Origin of the sequence: Sphingomonas azotifigens NBRC 15497 (assembly GCF_002091475.1) — a bacterium.
Lineage (GTDB): Bacteria > Pseudomonadota > Alphaproteobacteria > Sphingomonadales > Sphingomonadaceae > Sphingomonas > Sphingomonas azotifigens.
In genome coordinates this window covers 1-19007 of record NZ_BCTR01000066.1, presented here as the reverse complement: position 1 = coordinate 19007, position 19007 = coordinate 1, and the positions used below count along the sequence as shown (strand labels likewise).

The 19007-nt window shown below is 64.2% G+C and carries 18 protein-coding genes; 7 read left to right on the top strand and 11 right to left on the bottom strand.

The window, feature by feature from the left end:
* The first annotated feature begins 40 nt into the window (after positions 1 to 40).
* From SAZ01S_RS19525 to SAZ01S_RS19505, 5 genes are all read left to right on the top strand, one after another.
* Positions 41 to 2197 carry a DEAD/DEAH box helicase gene (locus SAZ01S_RS19525; RefSeq protein ID WP_245825033.1) on the top strand — a complete coding sequence of 719 codons (2157 nt, stop codon included), beginning with the start codon at positions 41 to 43 and terminating at the stop codon, positions 2195 to 2197.
* A 1009-nt stretch (positions 2198 to 3206) separates the two neighbouring features.
* Entirely contained in the window at positions 3207 to 3620 is a 414-nt protein-coding gene (locus SAZ01S_RS19520; RefSeq protein ID WP_084583930.1) for a DUF6326 family protein, read from the top strand.
* Positions 3613 to 4323, top strand: a complete 711-nt coding sequence (locus SAZ01S_RS19515) for a DUF4386 domain-containing protein (protein WP_084583929.1) — start codon at positions 3613 to 3615, stop codon at positions 4321 to 4323. Before SAZ01S_RS19520 ends, SAZ01S_RS19515 begins: the two co-directional genes overlap by 8 nt.
* A gap of 584 nt (positions 4324 to 4907) precedes the next feature.
* The gene (locus SAZ01S_RS19510) at positions 4908 to 5153 is read left to right on the top strand and encodes a hypothetical protein (RefSeq protein WP_139810158.1); all 246 of its coding nucleotides are present in this window, start codon (positions 4908 to 4910) and stop codon (positions 5151 to 5153) included.
* Positions 5154 to 5269: 116 nt separating this feature from the next.
* On the top strand, positions 5270 to 6562 hold the full coding sequence (locus SAZ01S_RS19505) for a cation:proton antiporter (protein WP_084583927.1): 1293 nt from the start codon (positions 5270 to 5272) through the stop codon (positions 6560 to 6562).
* Between the two features lie 32 nt (positions 6563 to 6594).
* Here the strand turns inward: SAZ01S_RS19505 and SAZ01S_RS19500 are convergent, their stop codons facing one another.
* From SAZ01S_RS19500 to SAZ01S_RS24620, 7 genes are all read right to left on the bottom strand, one after another.
* On the bottom strand, positions 6595 to 6918 hold the full coding sequence (locus tag SAZ01S_RS19500; RefSeq protein WP_084583926.1) for a hypothetical protein: 324 nt from the start codon (positions 6916 to 6918) through the stop codon (positions 6595 to 6597).
* The gene (locus SAZ01S_RS19495) at positions 6918 to 7124 is read right to left on the bottom strand and encodes a hypothetical protein (protein ID WP_084583925.1); all 207 of its coding nucleotides are present in this window, start codon (positions 7122 to 7124) and stop codon (positions 6918 to 6920) included. Before SAZ01S_RS19495 ends, SAZ01S_RS19500 begins: the two co-directional genes overlap by 1 nt.
* A gap of 37 nt (positions 7125 to 7161) precedes the next feature.
* Positions 7162 to 7380 (bottom strand): RNA-binding protein, encoded by a 219-nt coding sequence (locus SAZ01S_RS19490; RefSeq protein WP_084583924.1) that lies wholly within the window; start codon positions 7378 to 7380, stop codon positions 7162 to 7164.
* Between the two features lie 245 nt (positions 7381 to 7625).
* The gene (locus tag SAZ01S_RS19485) at positions 7626 to 8153 is read right to left on the bottom strand and encodes a hypothetical protein (protein WP_084583923.1); all 528 of its coding nucleotides are present in this window, start codon (positions 8151 to 8153) and stop codon (positions 7626 to 7628) included.
* 1 nt (position 8154) lies between these two features.
* Positions 8155 to 9042: a transglutaminase family protein gene (locus SAZ01S_RS19480; RefSeq protein ID WP_084583922.1), complete on the bottom strand. Its 888-nt coding sequence runs from the start codon at positions 9040 to 9042 to the stop codon at positions 8155 to 8157.
* A 9-nt stretch (positions 9043 to 9051) separates the two neighbouring features.
* Positions 9052 to 9333, bottom strand: a complete 282-nt coding sequence (locus SAZ01S_RS19475; RefSeq protein ID WP_139810157.1) for a hypothetical protein — start codon at positions 9331 to 9333, stop codon at positions 9052 to 9054.
* 133 nt (positions 9334 to 9466) lie between these two features.
* On the bottom strand, positions 9467 to 9595 hold the full coding sequence (locus tag SAZ01S_RS24620; protein WP_281252169.1) for a hypothetical protein: 129 nt from the start codon (positions 9593 to 9595) through the stop codon (positions 9467 to 9469).
* Between the two features lie 698 nt (positions 9596 to 10293).
* Here SAZ01S_RS24620 and SAZ01S_RS19470 point away from each other — a divergent pair.
* Together SAZ01S_RS19470 and SAZ01S_RS19465 are read left to right on the top strand one after the other, a co-directional pair.
* A complete protein-coding gene (locus tag SAZ01S_RS19470; RefSeq protein ID WP_084583920.1) occupies positions 10294 to 10476 on the top strand; it encodes a hypothetical protein in 183 nt (60 codons plus the stop codon).
* A gap of 132 nt (positions 10477 to 10608) precedes the next feature.
* Positions 10609 to 11754: an extracellular catalytic domain type 1 short-chain-length polyhydroxyalkanoate depolymerase gene (locus tag SAZ01S_RS19465; protein ID WP_084583919.1), complete on the top strand. Its 1146-nt coding sequence runs from the start codon at positions 10609 to 10611 to the stop codon at positions 11752 to 11754.
* Between the two features lie 580 nt (positions 11755 to 12334).
* On the opposite strand, the gene SAZ01S_RS19460 is transcribed toward SAZ01S_RS19465, so the two are convergent.
* The 4 genes from SAZ01S_RS19460 to SAZ01S_RS24300 form a co-directional block, all read right to left on the bottom strand.
* Entirely contained in the window at positions 12335 to 13435 is a 1101-nt protein-coding gene (locus SAZ01S_RS19460) for a PepSY-associated TM helix domain-containing protein (protein ID WP_084583918.1), read from the bottom strand.
* Positions 13435 to 15567: a TonB-dependent receptor gene (locus SAZ01S_RS19455; RefSeq protein WP_084583917.1), complete on the bottom strand. Its 2133-nt coding sequence runs from the start codon at positions 15565 to 15567 to the stop codon at positions 13435 to 13437. Before SAZ01S_RS19455 ends, SAZ01S_RS19460 begins: the two co-directional genes overlap by 1 nt.
* 378 nt (positions 15568 to 15945) lie before the next feature.
* Positions 15946 to 18141, bottom strand: a complete 2196-nt coding sequence (locus SAZ01S_RS19450; protein WP_218018128.1) for a S9 family peptidase — start codon at positions 18139 to 18141, stop codon at positions 15946 to 15948.
* A gap of 462 nt (positions 18142 to 18603) precedes the next feature.
* Positions 18604 to 19007 (bottom strand): hypothetical protein (locus SAZ01S_RS24300; protein ID WP_218018127.1); only part of this gene is annotated, 404 nt, incomplete at its 5' end.

Below are 19007 nucleotides of genomic sequence, written 5' to 3'. Positions count from 1 at the left end.
ATCATCCTATGATCGGCTCCATCCTGAAATCCGGCGCTGGGTGCGTGACGAGGGATGGACCGGCCTGCGCGAGATACAGGACGCCGCGATACGCTCCATCCTGGGGTCTGGCAACGACGTGATCATCATGGCGGGGACGGCGTCGGGCAAGACCGAGGCCGCGTTCCTGCCACTGCTCACCGAAGCGGCGGAGATGACGGGGGGCGGGCTTCGCCTGCTCTACATCAGTCCGCTCAAGGCCCTTATCAACGACCAGTTCAGGCGCCTGGAACCGCTATGCGAACGTCTTGGCATTCCGATCACCCGTTGGCATGGGGACGCTCCGCAAGGCCCCAAGACGCGGCTACTCAAGACGCCATCCGGCGTAGCCCTGATCACGCCTGAATCCATTGAGGGACTGCTCCTGCGTCGCCCCGCGGACGCCGCCAAGCTGTTTCGAGGCCTGCATGGGATCGTCGTCGACGAGCTCCATGCCTTCCTCCAAGGACCGCGGGGGCTCCACCTTGCGTGCCTTCTCCGTCGCGTCGACAGGATAACTTCCGGGCGCCCGCGACGGGTTGGACTTTCCGCTACGCTGGGCGACGCCGACGCCGCCTGCCGTTGGATGAACGCTGTGAACCCACAGAGCGTCGACGTGCTTCGCGCGCCGCAGAGCGGACCAGGTGTCAGGTTGCAGATCCGCGGCTATGAGGAGCCACCCGAGGGAGCAGGCATAGACGAGATCGCTGAGAATGGGGCGAGCGATGCGCTCAGTCAGATCGCAGACCATATCTTCTTGAACCTGCGGGGATCGAACAACCTCGCATTCGCTGCATCGCGCCGCACGGTCGAAGCTCTTGCCGACCGCCTGCGCGAGCGGTCGGAGCGCGACAACGTGCCGGAGGAGTTCTTCCCCCATCACGGCAGCCTGTCGAAGGAGCTGCGAGAAACGCTGGAGACGCGCCTGAAGGCTGGCGACCAGCCAACCACCGCCGTTGCGACGACGACGCTCGAACTCGGCGTCGACCTTGGCAGCGTCCAGTCGGTCGCACAGGTCGGGGCGCCCAGATCGCTGTCAGGTCTGAAGCAACGTCTCGGCCGGAGCGGTCGCCGCGGGACCCCGGCAGTGCTTCGGATATATGTCCGCGAGGATCATCTCGATCCGGATTCCGATCCTCTGGACAAGCTACGTCTTGAAACGGTGAGGGCTGTCGCCTGCGTCCAGCTGCTGCAGGCGAACTGGGTCGAACCATCAACCGAGGACTCCTCGCTAGCCACCGTGGCGCTACATCAGACCTTATCGCTCATCGCATCGCAGGGCGGGGTCCGAGCGCCTGCGGCGCACAAGCTCCTGTTCGGGCGGGACAGCTACCTTTCCTTCGCGCCGACGGACTACGCCGACCTCCTGCGCGGGGCTGGACCCCAGGGCTCTGACCTTCTTGAGCAATCGCCAGACGGTATGCTCATGCTTGGAAAGGCTGGGGAGGAATTGGTCCAAGCGCGTGACTTCTATGCCGTCTTCAAGACCGACGAGGAGTGGCGGCTGGTTTCGAGCGGTCGGACACTCGGGACCGTTCCGCTCACCAATGTCCTCGGCATAGGATCACTCGTCGGCTTCGCGGGCCGGAGGTGGCGAGTGGAGACTGTCGACGATCGCGCCAAGGTGCTCGACGTCATTCCGCACCGTTCCGGCAAATTGCCTCGCTTCGACCGGCCTGCGAACGAGCAGCTGCATGATCGGGTCACTGCGACGATGCTGGAGGTGCTGTCCGACCACGAGGTTCCCGCATATCTGGACGCGGGCGGAAAGCAGTTTCTTCTGCAGGGGCGAAACGCCTTCCGCGAACTCGGCCTTGACCGGCGCGCACTCATCCCAGCCGCGCGCGACACCCACGTCATCACCTGGCGTGGCACGGCGGTAAACTCCGTTTTGTCGATCGTTCTCATGAGCGCTGGACTCGAGGTGGCGGTCCACGACATCGGCGTCACTGCAGTCGATGTGACGCCCGATCAGCTCGCGGCTGTCATACATCAGGCAAGCGACTGTCCGCCGATGGAGGATCTGTCCGACTTTGTCGCGGGCCTCCGAACGGCGAAGCTCGACGACTTCGTCGATGAATCGCTTCTCCGGCGGATGTGGGCGGCACGACACGAAAGGTATCGTGACGACGTATCCCATGTTCTGGAAGGTCTCAGATCAACCACAGCTATGCTTTGACGCCGAATACCGAGCCTGCTTTTCGGAAGGACCCGATAGACGTCACCAGAGGCTCCCGTATCGCGCGATGAGGCCCTCGTGAATGACGGCTTTGCCCCAGACACGGCCGACCCGATCGGCCGCCGGCGGCACATGAACGTACGGCCGCTCTCGGGGTCCCGGGTACTCGCGTCGAACGGCGACAATTGGAGCGCAGGGCCGACCGGCTGGTTTGCGCGGCCCGGATGGCGGGTTTCAGCAAAAGCCGACGCTCACATCAACGGCGTTGAATGTCTTGAGCTGGTCGGGAGCAGCCGCGAACCAAAGATCAGCGCGGCCCCGTCAGTCCGACGGAGATGCCTGAAAGCTCCTTGTCCGACGATTCGTGCGGTTGCCTCCCATCTCCTCTCTGAAACCTTGCCCCTCCCCCGGTCATTGAGACTAAATGGCGCTGAGAACTGCTGGTATTTTTGATGGCACCAGGCAATCCACTGCAGTAATATTATGACGCATTATCAATGTCATAATTCACTTTCGCAGCACCCGTAGGGGTCACCATTTTCAAGCAGAAAATGGCGAAGCGCCGCCCTTTTGGGCGCTTTTCTTTGATGACTCCCCACAATCGGTCCCACACATTTTAGTCGCTTTAGCGGCATTATCTGAGCCGCCTTGAGCAGTTCCAGACAGACCGCCTAGGAGATTCGCCTGCTCGGCTCTTCAATGGGTGGCGCTTGAAAATCCGTAATTCCTGAGGTCGATCTAGGCTTACGAGATCGACGGTCCATGGGACGAAGCCGCCACGCCCGTGGACCCGTGGCGACGGCGGGTTCTGCCGAAAGCGGTCGTGCCACTTTGATCAATCTTGGACGCGGAACGCGCAGCTATCACGTCGAACAGTCGGGAAGTTTTTTGGGGCGCGGCAGAGGGCTGCCGTCTGGAACCGATCGAGTGCCTGCAAGCAGGTGTAGTCACCGTCATTGCGGCAGCGCCACGGCTGTGTTACCATGTCAATACAGTCAGTGGGGGCTCCGTGGAATTAGAGAATTATCGAGCGCCGGCAAAGGTTAAGCTCGCGGCGCTTTGGGCGTCCACGATGTTCTGCTACATCTACGGCGACTATTTCGGCCTTTACGTCGCCGGCACGCTGGCGGCCATGAATCACGGCAGCATGGGGCCGCTCGGTCATGCAACCGCCGGCGTTCTCATCGGCGTGTCGCTGCTGATGGCGGTGCCGAGCCTGATGGTTGCGCTGTCGCTGCTGTTGCCAGCCTCGGTCTGCCGATGGGCCTGCATCGTCCTGGGCCTGTTCTACACCGCGATCATGGCGGTCAGCCTTCCGGGATCGGAGCCGTTCTACAAAGTCCTGGCAGCAATCGAGATGACGCTGACGCTGACGATCACCGTCGTCGCGGCTCGCTGGCCGCGAGAAGCCCGTCGTGGGTGACGATGATGCTCAATCGCGGGTCGCACGTCTTGCAGGCGCGCTCTATCTCGGCACGATCGTCTTCGGCCTGTTTGCCGAAATAGGTTCTCGCGGTTCGCTGATCGTCGGCAGCGATGCTGCAGCCACGGCGCGCGCCATCGTCGCTAACGAGGTACTGTTCCGTGCCGGGCTTGTCGCCGATCTTGCGATGCTGGCCTGCTATGTCGTGGTGACGACGCTATTCTTCGATCTGTTTCGGCGAGTCCATGAGGGGGTGTCGCGAATGGCGGCCGCGTTCAGCCTGATTGGTACCGCCACGCTGGCGGCCGATTCGCTGCTGCTGCTTGCCCCGTTGCGGTTGCTGCCGACAACGCCCTACCTCTCGGCTCTGGGCGAGCCGCAGCGCGAAGCGGCGGCGCTGCTCGCGCTCAAGGTGCACGGCGACGGTTACGACCTAAGTCTCGTCTTCTTCGGCATCTACTGCCTGATGCTGGGCTGGCTGGCGTGGCGCAGCAACTTCCTTCCGAAGGTTATTGGCGCGCTCATGGCGCTGTCCGGCGCTTGCTACATTCTCAACAGCGTCGCGGACCTGGCAGCTCCGGCTTTCGCCCATATGCTCTCCCCGCACCTCATGGACCCTACGCTGATCGGTGAGGCTGCGCTGGCTCTCTGGCTGCTGGCGTTCGGCGCGAGGGGATCGAAACGCAAAACGCCGTTTGCTTGATTAGAGGCGGGCATCAAGACGGACCGGTTCCGGATAATCGTCGTGATTTGCTGACCAGCCGAGAGTGGCCGCCTCCTGCTCGGCAGGATCATGAGACTTTAATGGCGGCTCCTGTTGGCATCGGCCGTTCGGGCGAGCCACGCCGAATGCCTTGATATGGTCGACTGCTGCCGAAAGCGTGATCGACGTATCTTGGGACAAAACGGTCGTTCCGGAAAGCTATGTTCAACGGCAGCTTCAGTCAGGAGCCGACCATCGCCCTCCTGCAGCATGAAACCGCGCCCATCCTTCAATAACCTACCGTCGTCCACGTTCCACGCCTATAGCGATACGCCAGCGGCCTCGATGGTCAGCCCGAAATGGTTGGCATGCGAATCATGCTTTGCCTGCTTCGCTGGATGTGCCGGTTCCGTACCTGATCGTCAGCCAGCTTAAGCCTGACGCCGCAGCACGGCAGCCGATAGATGCAATCGCATCTATTCATAGCGCTTCGGCGTCCCCATCTTCAGTCTATCGCAGCCCCCGCCACGAGCGCCGCTGCGACTGAGAGATGCTACGTGCTCCCGCTCGGCGAGGACACACGCATGACCATCGACCAGAAAAAGACACGCCTGCTCGACGAAGCTGCCCCGCACCCCTGCGCGCCAGCCGGATCGGATGCGGATGCGCTTGAGGCCGCGCTTGCGGACATGACCAGGGCGTTCTCCAGCGACTTCGTCGCCGGTCGGGTGGGGGAGCGCCATAACACCTATCAGCATCGCACCCGCGTGCTGCGCCAGTTGAGCGGTCATTTGGCCACGCTGCGCGAACGGGAAGCGGCGGGGCCCTGAAGGGGAGAAAGCCTGAGCGTGGAGATGCGCTCCGCCGAACAACGATCAGACATGGCGGTGCCAGCTTCTTTCGCACGCGCCGGCACCCGATCCGCTCGGCGGCCGGTTAAGCAACGATGGACCATGCCAGCTTGCTCCCCTCCACCTATATCCTTGTCCTGACCGGGACGGGCCTGTTGGTAGCGCTGGTGGCGTGGCTGCCGCTCGCACTGCGCAAATTGCCGCTATCGCTGCCGATCGTGTGCATGGGCATCGGCGCGACGATCTTCCTTCTGCCCCAGGTAACGCTGCAACCGCTGCCCATGCGGTATCCGGGCATCACGGAGCGATTTTCAGAGCTGATCGTCATCATCGCGCTGATGGGCGCCGGTCTCAAGATCGACCGGGTGTTTGGATGGGCGCGCTGGGCGGTCACCTGGCGACTGCTGGCGATCACCATGCCGCTCAGCATCCTCGCGATTGCGGGCATTGCCGGATGGACCCTGGGGCTGCCGCTGGCGACGGCGCTGCTGCTGGGGGCGAGCCTCGCGCCCACCGATCCGGTGCTCGCCTCGGACGTCCAGGTCGGCCCGCCAAAGACCGGGGAAGAGGATGAGGTCCGCTTCGGGCTCACCTCGGAAGCAGGGCTCAACGACGGCGCCGCCTTTCCCTTCGTCCATCTGGCCATCCTGCTCGCGGCCAGCGCCGTGTCGGGCGCGCCGTGGCTCGGCGCGTGGCTGGGCTATCGGGTGGTGTGGGAAATCGGCGGCGGCATTCTCGGCGGATGGCTGGTCGGCCTTGCCTTTGGCTGGCTCACCTTCCACGTGCGCGCCGACTCCAAGCTCGCCAAGACGGGCGACGGCCTGATCGCGCTTTCGGCGACGTTCGTGTCCTACGGCCTGACCGAGATCGTCCATGTCTACGGCTTCCTGGCGGTGTTCGTGACCGCGCTGACCTTCCGCCACACGCACCGCGAGCACGCATTCCACCACGAGATGCACACGATCATCGAACAGCTCGAGCGGCTGGTGATGATGGCGCTGCTGATCCTGTTCGGTGGCGCGCTCGTCAGCGGCCTGCTGGCGCATGTCGGATGGGTCGACATTGGCATTGCGGCGACGATCCTACTGGTCGTGCGGCCGTTGGCGGGGTGGATCGGGCTGCTCGGCTACCGCGCCGATCGCAGCGAGAAGCTGACGCTGGCCTTTTTCGGCATCCGCGGCGTGGGGACGATCTATTACCTGGCCTATGGGATGAACCATATGACGGTGGCGCAGGCCGAGCGGCTATGGGGCATCGTCGGGCTGGTAGTGCTATTCTCGATCCTGCTGCACGGGCTGACGGTGACCCCGATTATGCGGTCCCTGGATCGTCAGCAGGGGCGGGATCCGGACACAGGCCGAGCCCCTGCTGCCCGCATCGCCGGGTAAGCCACGTCATGCGCCCAAACCACAATCCGAAGTCAATCGTCCGAGCCAGCACCGTTGCGGAAAGCCACGATTGCAAGCGCAGCCGGTGCCGATGCCCGATTTGCAAAGCCGCGGTCCGGGTTTTCACTCAAACTGCGGTCATCGAACGGCGAGGTGGCCCGGCCGAGGTTTGCCTCGCCTCGGCGGCGACGGGTCTCGCGGTCGCGGGCCTCGCGCTTCTCTGCGGCCAGGGCTTCCTTTTCCCAGGCCGCAGCCGCGATGAAAGCAATGTCTCGCACATTGGGCAGCGATGCGTTCGCGGCCAGCTGGCGCTGACGCGCTTCCTGCGCGCGGCAGGTGATGGCGGTAGGCTGCATCAGATGGAGTCCTCGGACGTGGGATTGGAAGCGGCGGCACGTTCCGCGCGACGGGCGGCGGCCAGCGCATCCTTGAAGCTGGAGTAGCGATAGCCACCCCAATGGAAGACGTCGGCGGGAACGCGCGTGATGCCATAGTCGGCCATCAGGCGGTGCTCTTCCTCGGTCGCTGCGTCGTGCGCGGGATCGGCGGTGGATGGGGACATGCGAGGGCTCCTTATGGAAGCAGGCTTCGGCGGAGAATCAGACGCGCCTTCGGCCGCCGCTGGTCCGCGTGACGGCGCCGTCGAGAAGCCGATCATGGTAGAGACGGCGGATGCGCTCGGCATCCTCTACGCGGGCAAAGACGACGTGCGTGCCGCTCGGTGATATCGGTTCGATCGCGCTGATCCGCACCTGCTGCTGCGCGCAGGTCGCGAGCACCTGTTGCATGGCCGCGTCGATGTTGACGACGCGCGACATTCAGGCCGACTTCGGGCTGGGCGGGCCTGCGGGATCGTGCCGCGGCGCGAAGATCGACAGGACCGGTCGGCGGCGCGCACTGCCATCGATAAATGGAACCACGTTCGGGGACCGCGGAACGAGGGAGAAAGAAGACATGGGGCTGCTCCTTCGAAGAGCGGGAGCGGGATTCTCTCTCAGCCGCGGCCTTGCTCAGGCAGGGCGAGCCGCGATGATATCAAGATGGGGACTCCGCCGCGTATTTACTAGGGACGCTGCGCGAGATCGTCGGCGAGCCCTCGATAGAAATGGCCTACGCACTGCAGGTCCGCCGGTAGAATGACGAGCATCGTGCCAGTTTCGGGCGCCAATGCCGTCCCAGACCTGCCTAGGCCGATCCAGCACGCCGCCGCCATCGCGCGGCTGCGCAGGATACCGTCACAGTGGAAAAGGCAGGCGCGCGTGCTGCCTAGCGCCAACAGACGCGCGTAATCGTCGCCGCCTCGCCCTAGAGCCGCGTGCAGCGCGCGCAGCTTGTTGGCGCTGTTTCGCTGGCCGGGCGCGGCACCAAGGCCATGGGCGTGCGCGACCGCGTCGAGCAGATGATGCAGGAACCGATCCAGTTCGCGCAGGCCGTTGCCGATCCATTTCGACCGGTGCCGATGGCTGATCGGCACGGCGCTCTCCGGCCGCGTCGCGCCTTGCCCCATGGGGCCAGCGACGAAGCGCGCGCCCCGGCACAACGTCCGATAGGCGCGATCGAGTTCGACGGTGCGTCCCAAAGGGTCGAGCATCTCAGCGTGGATACGCGTCAAAGGCAGCGTCGGGCGCGCTGCTCGTCTCGACCGTCACCTCAACCTGCATGTCGAGAAAGTCTTCGGGGGCGCCGAGATAGCTGCCCCGCACCGGGTGGATCCGGGCGATGTTGCCGGCGACCGCCACCGGGATCAGGCCCGCCCCGCCCATGCGGCCATGAGTGGGATCGAACGGGATCCAGCCGGCACAGGGCAGATACACTTCGGCCCAGGCATGGGTGGTGCCGTGCTGGTCTCCCGGGAGGTCGGGCTGGAGATAGCCAGACACCGCGTGCGCGCCAAAGCCAAGGTGGCGCACCGCCTCGATGAACAGCGTCGCGAAGTCGCGGCACGATCCGCTGCCTCGGTCGAGCGTCTCGTCCGGCGACTGGGTGCCCTCTTCCTCCCGCACCCGATAGGCGAGGCTGGTCGCGATGGCGGTGTTGATCGTCTTGAGCAGCGTCAGCGTATCGGTCGGCGCGGTGCCGCGGAACTGCGCCACCCATGCGGCCACCCGGCTCGCCGCCTGCGGATAATGGGGCAGCCGCATACCGCCCAGATCGGCGATGTCCGCATCGGAATAGGCAAAGGGAAATTGGTGCGCGGACGGCGCGATGCTGAAAACCGGCCATGCCGCGGCGGAATGATCCACCACCATCCGGCTGTCGATCGTCAGCGTCTGGGTCGCCTCCGCGAAGCTTGCCGTCGCGATCAAATTGCCGAACACGTCCTGCGTCCAGTCGATCGCAGCCGGCGGCACGCAGCGGAGCTCGGTCGTGCGCAGCCGGAGGTCATGCTGGCCGCGTGGGCACAGCATCATCCGGTGGGGCTGCAGCCAGACCGGCCGCGCATAGCGGTAGCTGGTGCGGTGACGGATGGTCAGCAGCACGGCAGCGATTCAACGGCGCTCGGCGCGGGCGGTGATCGCCTGCTCCACCGCCTCGCAGCCGACCGGGCTGGCGACGGCAAGGTCAAGCGGCCGCCCGCCCAGCGCCTCGTCATGGCTGTTGAGAAAGGCGATCGCCGCATCGCCACCGAGCAGGTTCCAGGCGAGCAGCGCGACACGGCTCTGCCGCTCGAGACTGTCCGGTGAGGGGCGCGGCATCCCGAACGTGCTGCGGAACTGCTTGCGTGCCGGCGCACGCGTGGCAGTCGGTTCGTTCGTCGTCGGAGCGGACATCGGCATTCCTTTTTGTCGCGAAGCGCGGGAGAAAGGGGCGCGAAAGCGCAGGCCAGCGCATCGGATCTGCGTTCAAGGCAGCAGAGGATCGAAGGCGGCTGCACGGACCGAGCCTTTCGATTCGCAAAGAAGATCAGCCCTTTTTGGGCAATTGCGCCTGCGGCATTCCCTTGAGCGAGGGATTGGAAGCATTCTGCTTCGGCGGCTCCGGTTTTTTCGGCTTGCGTGCCTCGCGGTTGCCGCGCTGCTGTCCTTTGGCCATGTTGTACTCTCCTTAGTATTGGGGTCAGATGGACTCCGCGTGCAGATGATGGTCAGCTCGGGAAGCGCGATAGAAGCGGACGAGCTCCGCCCGGGCGGCGGGCGCTTTGGCTTCGGGCACGCGCGGCCCCTGCCTGGCGTAGGCCCGAGGGGCACGCTAGATGGAAGGGCCTTACGGGCCACATATCGGAAATGGAAAGCATGAGCGCGTTCCGCGTCAGAGCGGGAGCGTCGATCGCTCTCGGTCGCAGCCAGGCTCAGGAAGGGCGGCGCGATGAACGCTATATGGGGACGCCGGGACGCGTGGGCTACCCCCAATCGTGCGGAAGCCGAAATAGTTTGTGGCGCGCTTGTGATTCAATCGCCAAGACACGACATCGCGTGTGCGATCCTGAAGCTGATGCATCAGCCCTTGTACCGCGGATAGGGCGACAAGGATGACAAGCTGATGTTCCTCGACGATCGCGACGCTCAGCCCGGCCAAGAGACAGCCTTGCCGTGGAACACGCCGCCATCCAATCTCGGTTCGGCCGAATGCCGTTGGTGTTGGCGTTTCATTTACGCACCTGCGATTCCGTGTTCGATCGAGGTTCTTCCAAGGCTCGCGGAAATCGCGATTTCTTCGGGGCTTGGTGCCCGATGCAAGTGGGAGCTTGCGACCCGCGTACAAGATGACGGAGTCCCCTCGAAGGTCAGCCGATGACGGACACGCACCAGCGCTGGACCCAGACCAACATCAACGATCTACGCAGCGGCATCACCGCCGGCATCGGCATCGAAGCCATCGCCGACGCCTTAGGCAGGACGGTGGAAGATACGCGGGCGATGGCATTGCGGCTGCGCCTTCGTGTGACCCCCGAGCGGCCATTCTCGAGCATCTAAGCATCTTGGCACGCGCGTAAATAGATCACGCCCGCCCTTGCATCCACGCCGCGCCGCCCGACATTGTGCAGTGCAGCATCCCAACCACGTGCTGCGTGTCAGGGCTTCCGCCGTGGCCAGGAGAAAAGCCGCATGCGTAACCTGAACGACACGTTGAACCGCCTTTCCCGCTTCCGCAACAGCGCCGTGATCGGCGGAACCGTCACCGCGACAGAAGATCGGCTCTCCGACTTGGCGGCGTTCGGCTCGAACCCCGGCGCGCTCCGAGGGCGCTTCTACCTGCCTCGATCGGGGCAAGCACCATCGGCATTGGTGGTCGTACTGCATGGCTGCACGCAGGATGCCGCCGGCTATGATCACGGTTCGGGCTGGTCCCGTCTCGCCGACGAAGAGGGCTTTGCGCTGCTCTATCCTGAGCAGCAGCGCGGCAACAACCCCAACCTCTGCTTCAACTGGTTCAACGCGGGTGATACCCGACGCGGCGACGGCGAGGCGCTGTCTATCCGCCAGATGGTCGCGACGATGGTGGCAGAGCATGCCATCGATCCGGCCCGCATCTTCGTGACCGGACTGTCGGCGGGCGGCGCGATGGCGTCGGTGATGCTCGCCACCTATCCCGACGTTTTTGCCGGTGGGGCCATTATCGCGGGTCTCCCCTACGGCACCGCATCCTCGATTCCGGAAGCGTTTGATCGCATGCGGGCGCACGGCGGGCCTCCGGCGGCGGCGCTCGGCACCCTCGTGACTGCGGCATCTCCCCACCAGGGGCCATGGCCGACGATCTCGATCTGGCACGGCGATCGCGACGCGACGGTGAGCCATGCCAATTCTGCCCTGATTGTCGAACAATGGCGCAGCCTCCATGGCGTTGCACCCGAGCCCGCCGTTGTCGAGCAGATCGACGGTCATCTCCGCCGCGCCTGGCGCGATGCGCATGGGCGTGCGGTGATCGAGGAATATCGGATCGACGGTCTTGGTCACGGCACACCGCTGAGCACCACGGGTGCGAATGCTTGCGGCAATGCTGGGGCTTACATGCTGGAGGCCGGTATTTCCTCGACGCGCCGGATCGCCGGTTTTTGGGGTTTGGCGGCGACCAAGTCAGGAAATCAGGCCAATCCGGCCCCTTCACAGCCGTTCTCGGCGCCACAATTGCCGAGAAAGGCCGCACCGGTCATTCATTTCGAAGCACCGCCCCAGCCTCAGCCTCAGCCCGCCTCTAACGGCGTTGGACGGGTGATAGAAGATGCTCTGCGCGCCGCCGGACTGATGCGCTGAAGCAGATCACTGCCACGCGGCCCGATCTGTCGTACCGCAACCGTCTTAGTCCGTTAGTCCAATAGCGACACTAGGATCGCTGCCAGCTCATCCTTGCGAAACGGCTTGGTCAATCTCGGTCGATCAGCATCCACGCCTTCCAGTTCCGCATAGCCGGATACCAGCACACCGGCAGTTCCGGTCGGATCTGCTGTACGTGGCGTGCGAGCTCAGTTCCGTCATTCCCGGCATGAGGTGGTCGGTACGACGACGTCCACCTCTCGGCCCCGTTCGAGAACCCGCACGGCTTCCTCGGCAGATCCCGTCTCCACGATGGAGAAGCCCAAATCGGAGAGCATGTCGGTGACCTGCACCCCTGGTCCCGCAGCCATAATGAGAGGCCACCGGTTTGATATCCGTGCTGCGCCACCGGCACAAGCGCGCCGGGCGTGACGCCTCCGTCTTGCAGGAACGCTCGGCGCGCTTGCTCCGGTGTTCGGTTTGCTGGCGATCTGCTTCTGAGCAGCCATGGCAGCTTCTGTCAGGTGCTGACGTTCGCCGTGGCCGATCTGAACGACCGAGTCTGGTCGCCAGCCGACGCTCACCGCCTGATTGGAGCGATGTTCTGCGCCGCCGCTTGAGACCTATCCTTTAACTTGCTGCGTTTGGCGCTACGAATCTTCCATCGCGTCTGCCAGAATGCGTACACTGCCAAGCTCCCGAGCAGAGCCAATGCGACGCCGGACACGCTCATGGCTAGCTTCCAGAGCACACCTCCAGCCTTGGCAGCGTGGATCGGATAGAGCTTCTCGCGGATCGAAGCCACAGTGCTTCCCTCAGCGGGATCGGCGCGACCCAGGATCGCCAGCGTGGCGGGATCGGCATAGACGAAGGTGCGGCCGTTCGGCGTCCACTCAAACGGCTGCCGCAGCCGCAGGACGATGGGAGCCCCGGCATTTCGCGGCCATTGCAGGCGACGGAACTCGGCGCCGGGGAAGATCGCCGCTGCAGCCTCGAACAACGGTGCCAGCTCCCGCGCAGCCGGCGCTGCGTGATACCCCTCCAGCTTCAGCGGGCGCGGACGGGCCTCGGCAAGCAGACTGCCGCCCAGGGTCGGAAAGACCATCAGCACCCCCGTCACCAGCGAGACGATCAGCAAGGGCGCGGCGACCACGCCCAGGTCGCGATGCTGGTGGACGATCGCGCCGGACTTCATCGTCGCGGGCCATAGTCGCAGGCGGAAGCGGCGCCGCGTCCGCCACCACAGCAGGACGCCGGTGACGACGAAGAACAGCCCGACGAGACCCGCCACGCCGGTGATCGTCTCCCCCGTGTCGCCGATCAGCAGGCGATGGTGGAGATCGAACAGCCATAGCTCGGGCCGCTGCCACGATGTCGACCAGCGGGCGACGGTTTCGCCAGCCTGGCTGAGATAGGCGCCGCCGCCGTCCCTGAACAGCACCTGGTGGACGCCGAGACCGTCGCCCGCAAAGGTGATGCGATCTATCGGGCGTGACGCGTTCGACAGCTGGCCGACAACCTTCGCCAGCGCCGCCGGATCGGCACGCACCGGGTCCCCAGCATGCGCCACGAAGGTGAGTTCGTCCCGCCACACGAGCAGCGCACCGGTCAGCCCCAGCACCGCGAGCAAGAGGCCACCGATCGCGCCGATCCAGCGATGCAGCAGGGCAAGGGCGTGCATCAGAAGCCGGCCTGCCAGCTCAGCGTGAAGTTGCGCCCGCGCCCCGTGTAGAAACGGGCATTGTCGGTCGGTCCCTGCGTGTCGCTGTAATAGGTGACATAGTCGGTGTTGCCGAGGTTCTGGACGCTCAGCATCATGCGGCCGATCGGCAGGTCATAGGCGACATAAGCGTCGAACAGCCGGTACCCGACGAAATCATTGGCGATCGGCTGCCCCTGGAACCGGCGTGACAGATAATAGCGGCCCTGCACGCGCGCGCTGAAGCGTCCGCGGGCATAGTCGATGCTGAGGTTGAGCCGGTCGGGTGAGATGTTGGCGCCGTCGAGATCGGCGTCCATCCTGCCGTCGCCATTGGTATCCGTACGTCCGCTGACATGGGCGAAGCCGGTGCCGAACTTCAGTCCCGGCAGCGGGGTGCGGACGGCGAGGTTCACTTCCAGGCCCTCGATATCGATCGGCTGGCGCGCAACGTTGAATATGCCGTCGCTGGCACGCACCAGCACCTGGCCCAGGTCGCTCGACGACCAGTAATAGGTGGCGCTCGCCTCCAGCGGCCCCTGGTTCACCTCGACGCCGAGCTCGCGGTTGTTCGAGACGACCGGCGTCAGATCGAGGAAATCGGCGATGCGGATGTTGGGCTGGGTGATGCCGCGCAGCACGCGCCCGATATCGGCGATCGTATAGCCTTCCGCATAGCTGCCATAGGCGCGGATGCCCTTGATGGGCTCCACCACCACGCCGCCGTTCCACAAGGCCCGCTCGAACGACGGCTTGCCGCCGATGACCGCCCGCGCATTCGCACTGGCGAGCGTCGTATAGTCAGGGATGTCGAGCTGGACATTCTCGTAGCGCACGCCCCCGGCGAGCCGCACCACACCGTCGAACAGCTTGAGATTGGCCTGCCCGAACGGCGCCAGGCTGCGGAAGTCGGTCTGCGGCACCCAGGCGCGGCCGGTCTGGACGAGATCCTGCTTGGTGCGATCGATCAGCGCGTCAAAGCCCGCGGTCAGCGTCAGCGCCTCGAAGCCCGGCACGGCGCGCTCGTAGCTGATCTTGCCGCCGATCTTGCGCGATACGTTGCGCGACTGGTCGAACAACGTGCCCACCGGCGCGATCCGCGCGTCCTGGAACGTCGCCAGGATGCCGCCGGCGAAGGTATCGCTGGTACGGTTGTAGAAGCTCTGCAGCGTGAACGCTCCGCCCGCCAGATCGCCGTCGGTGAGCGAGGCGGACACCATCTCGGCTAGGCCCGTGGAGGGCTGCCCGGGCGTCTGTCCGCGGCGGCTGGTGGCGGGGATGCCCACCGCCCGGTTGCCGTCGACGGGCAGGTAATGATTGTTGCCTTCGAGCCGGAAGCGGTTGGCGATCACCTCGATGCGCGCGGTATCGGAGAGGTCGAAGCCTGCCCGGCCGAAGAAGGAAAGGCTGTCGGTATCCTGGATCTCGCTCTGGTTGCCGTCGAGCCCGATGCGGCGGCCGCGCCCGTCGAGGAACACACCGCGCCGCTCGAAGGCCGCGCCGGCGGTGGCATCGAACCGGCCGCTGCGGACGCTCACCAAACCAGCGACCTTGCCGCCGAGCGAGTCACCGGAGAAATCGTCGCCGCTATTGCCCTGGAGCAGAGTGCGCCCGCTCCAGCCATTTTTCTTGGACGCGCCGACGGTGACCTGGTTGACGACCCCGCCCGTCGCCCCGATGCCCTGCAGCGCGTTGGAGCCGTAGATCACTTCGACCCGGTCGATGAAGAACGGATCGATGGTGTATCCGTCGCGCGCGCCGTCGCGGATCGGCGTCGTCTGCGGGATGCCGTTGATCGCGTAGAGCGGCGATCGGCCGCGCAGCGTCTCGCCGAAGCCGGTGATCTTCTCGCGCGTCGGCGAGAAGGACGGGAGCAGCGCGGACACCGCATCGACGGTGGAGCCGGACACCGCGACTTGGCGCGACAGCGTCTCGCGGTCGATCACGTCCACCGTCAGCGGCAGTGCGCTGGCCGGCAAGGTGGTGCGTGCGGCGGTCACCACGATATCCTCGCGCGCGGTCTCGAGCGCGTCCTCGCCGGCGCGGCCGTCCTGCGCCTTGGCACTTCCCGTCCAGATGGTAGCTGCGGCGATCACGCCGATGGCGAACTTCATCGTCTTCCCCTTTCGGGGGGCGATAGAAAAGAACCGCACGATTTGCAACAGCCTCGCATTAGCAGATTTTTTTTGCAATCCCGCCTTCTGTCGCCGAGCCCTGGTCGGCCGCCTTCCGCAGCGATTGGTTCCGGACAGGTGATCAACCTGCTGAAGCGCCCAATCGGGTGCCAAGCCGACTGCGAGGTTAGCGACCTCATTGACGGGTTTCGGCGAAAGCCGACGTTCACATCAGCGGCGTTGAACGACTGGATGTGGTCGAATGTCGCCGGGAGCCCCACCGGCGCTTCGTGGGACGAAGCCGCCCTTCCCGAGAGATACGTTGAAGGGCCGATTCGATCAGAAGCCGCCATTTGGCGTTCGTGCCCGAATTGGGGGTTATCGTCGCACATCGAGGTAGCGGTCGAACCATGCGTTTGTCTCGGCAAAGATGCTTCGGATATTCGCTGGCGACTGGGCTAGGCTGTGGCTCTCCCCCCCGTAGCGGAGCAACTTCGCTGTCTTACCTTGCTGATAGAGCGCGTAGAAGAAGCGCTCTGCTTGCGACGGTGCGCCCCGCATGTCGAGATCGCCATGGATTATAAGCAGGGGCGAGTTGACGCGGTCGACATAGGACAGCGGGGAGACACTGGCATAGCCCGCCGGGTCCCGCCATGGCGGCACTGTTCGGCCTGTGGTGCGTAGTTCGGACCAGTTGTCGCTCTTCTCATGGGCGATGCCGGGATAACCGACGGCGCCAGGATCGAGCTCGCCATACAGGCTTGAGATGTCGCTGAGTCCGGCCATGGCCACACCAGCCTTGAAGCGATCGGTCTTCGTCAGAAGGGCGAAAACACTGTAGCCTCCGAAACTCTGGCCGAATACGCCGATGCGAGCGGGATCGGTTATTCCTAACGCAGTCAGCCGGTCGATCGCAGGAAACACCCCGTCCGCAATCCTCGCATAGCTGTTGGCATCCTGGCTTCGGTCGCCGAGCGGCATCGAAGGAACCAGCACGACATAGCCCCGTGCCGCGTACAAATAGAGGTTGTAGATTCCGGGCATCCAGGGATCGGACATGAAATCGTGATCGAGGTCCCGCACAATATAGCCACCATAGACCCAGACCAGGGTCGGATAGCGCTGGCCGGCACGGTATCCGGGCGGCAGGATCGCGACCGCTCTGAGTGATTCACCGCGTGTGCTCGTATATTCGATCAGCCTGATCATGCCCCAATCAACCGCGGCAAGGTGGCTGTTCAGCATCAGCAGGTCGCGCGTAGTGTCGGTAGAGACACGCGACTGGTGCAGGATCAGGCCAGTACGGCCTGTCTCGCTCCAAATCACTGAGTCAAGATCCGGGCGGTCGTCAAGCAATGTCCCACGCGCGGGCATCTCTACGTTTCGTTCAGCCGGCGCTGCCGGATCAGGCCCCTCGGCTCGCCGCACGCCGCCATCGGTCGAGGCGATGAAGCGATGCGCTATCGCATCGAAGGGGCTGCTTCGCGCTGTAAAGGCAATGTGATTGTTGTCGATCCAATCGAGCAGCAAAGTCGGATACTTCGCCGCGGCTACTGGCTCGACCCAGTGGACAACGCTATTTGGTGAGAGATCTAGAAAGCCGACCCACCGCTCTACCGTCCAGTTGTCATCGGTGTTGTTGGGCAGAGTTTCCCCAGTCTTGGGTTGTAGTGCACCCAGGGTCGCCATTACCGCCAGCTTCTTGCCATCGACCGATACAGACAGGCTAAGCGCACTGCGGAATGGATAGGTGGGAACAATGCCGACCGTTTCGGCGTGCCTCGTCGTAACATCGACGATGCGCAGTATCGCCTGGTTGGCCGCTTCGTCTCTGGGCAGCCGCGCGGCACCGCTGCCCATCGCCAGAACCGTCGGCTCGATACCGCCACGCAGGCGGGCCGCGGTACGTGCCGCCTCGATATAGGGCCGCCCATATTGGTCCAGTACTCCTGAGACCTGTCCCTGCGGCAAGGTGGCGACTAGCAGGCGCTTCGAATCGAGCCAGACGAAGGGCGCGTTGTCCCCGTTCAACTGGCAGGCGTGCGCACCATTGCGCTTGATGGCACCCCCACGCAGATCGAGCTTATCGAGCGCGCTGCCGTAGCGGGTCTGGCTCATCACCGGCGTGTCGCTCATACGCCTTATTGCGCCGGTGATCCGATCCCAGATGTAGAGACGAACATTGTCACCGCCGCGCGGTTCGCCCCGGCCGGGCTGCGTTGAAAGCAGCGCGACGTAGCGGTTATCAGGCGACCAACTGGCGCACCAATAGCCTGCGGCGTCCGCAGATCCTCGCGTGATGGCACGTCGTGCGCCCGATTTTGTATTAATCAGCCAAAAGTCGTTGCGAGTCGGATCGATCTCATAGGGGAGTCTGCCGTATACCTCGCCGACGCGTGCAGGGCGCTGGATGATCGCAGCAATCCAGTCGCCGTTTGGGGAAAACACCGCTTGATCGATGTGTTCCGTACCAAGCACGTCGTCCAGCGTTAGACCATGCAGAGCCTGTGCGCAGCTCGGCGAAGCGATCAAGCAGAAAAGGCCCGTCAATGCCGCCCGCCACTGCCGTGCCATTCTGCCACCCCCCAAATTTGAGGAGATGTGGTCGATGAACATTCGGGCGAAAGTCAGGCGGATGTGCGACCGACAACGTTCTGGAATGCCGCGTGCAATCCGCCATCCGAGGAGGTTCGGACTTGGCTGCAAATGCCGTGTATCCACCGAATGTCGTTTCTGGCTCTGCGCTCTTCGAAAACCGGCTCTGCCGAAATCGTCAATTTCTAGATCCCGCGGCGGTCTGTTCCCCAGGCTTGGTTTAATGAACGTCCGGCTTCTGGAAACGTGTTGCCGCTCCCGAACGGCGCAATGGGCGGGCGGCGGCCTCACCCGCGGGACGAACGACGGTGGCAGCTTTCGTCCGAACGCGACACTTACTTGGCATTAGGCGAACGACGTAATTTGGTCGCGTACTGCCGGACTAACTTGGCCCCCGACAACGATAGTGTTCCGAAATCGGGAGCTTCTCGTGTCTCCCGCTTATAAGGTCAGATCACCGTCCCTGAGCCGGGAGCAGGCGATCAGTTGGTCGGTCATAATGTCGACCGTGGCAGTTACGTGACCCGCCAGCCAGCAGCGCAGCATCGACAGTTGGGCCGCTGCAATGCCAACCGCGGAAAGGGGAGTTTCCCCAGCGCCGGTCCACCTGCCGCCATGTCTGGCTATGGTATCCGCCAAGCGACGCTGGAGGATCGAACCCGCTGTCGAATCAATGATCGGTCTTGCGACAGATCGTCGTTCCCAGAGATGCTCGATCACAGGTCGAACGTATGAACGCGCTGCACGCCCCGACGCAGCGGTGGCGAGCGTCAGCAGGATTGGTTGCATGGCCGTCAGAAGGACTTCGTCCTTCCCACTGAAGTGCTCGTAGAACGTGGATTTTC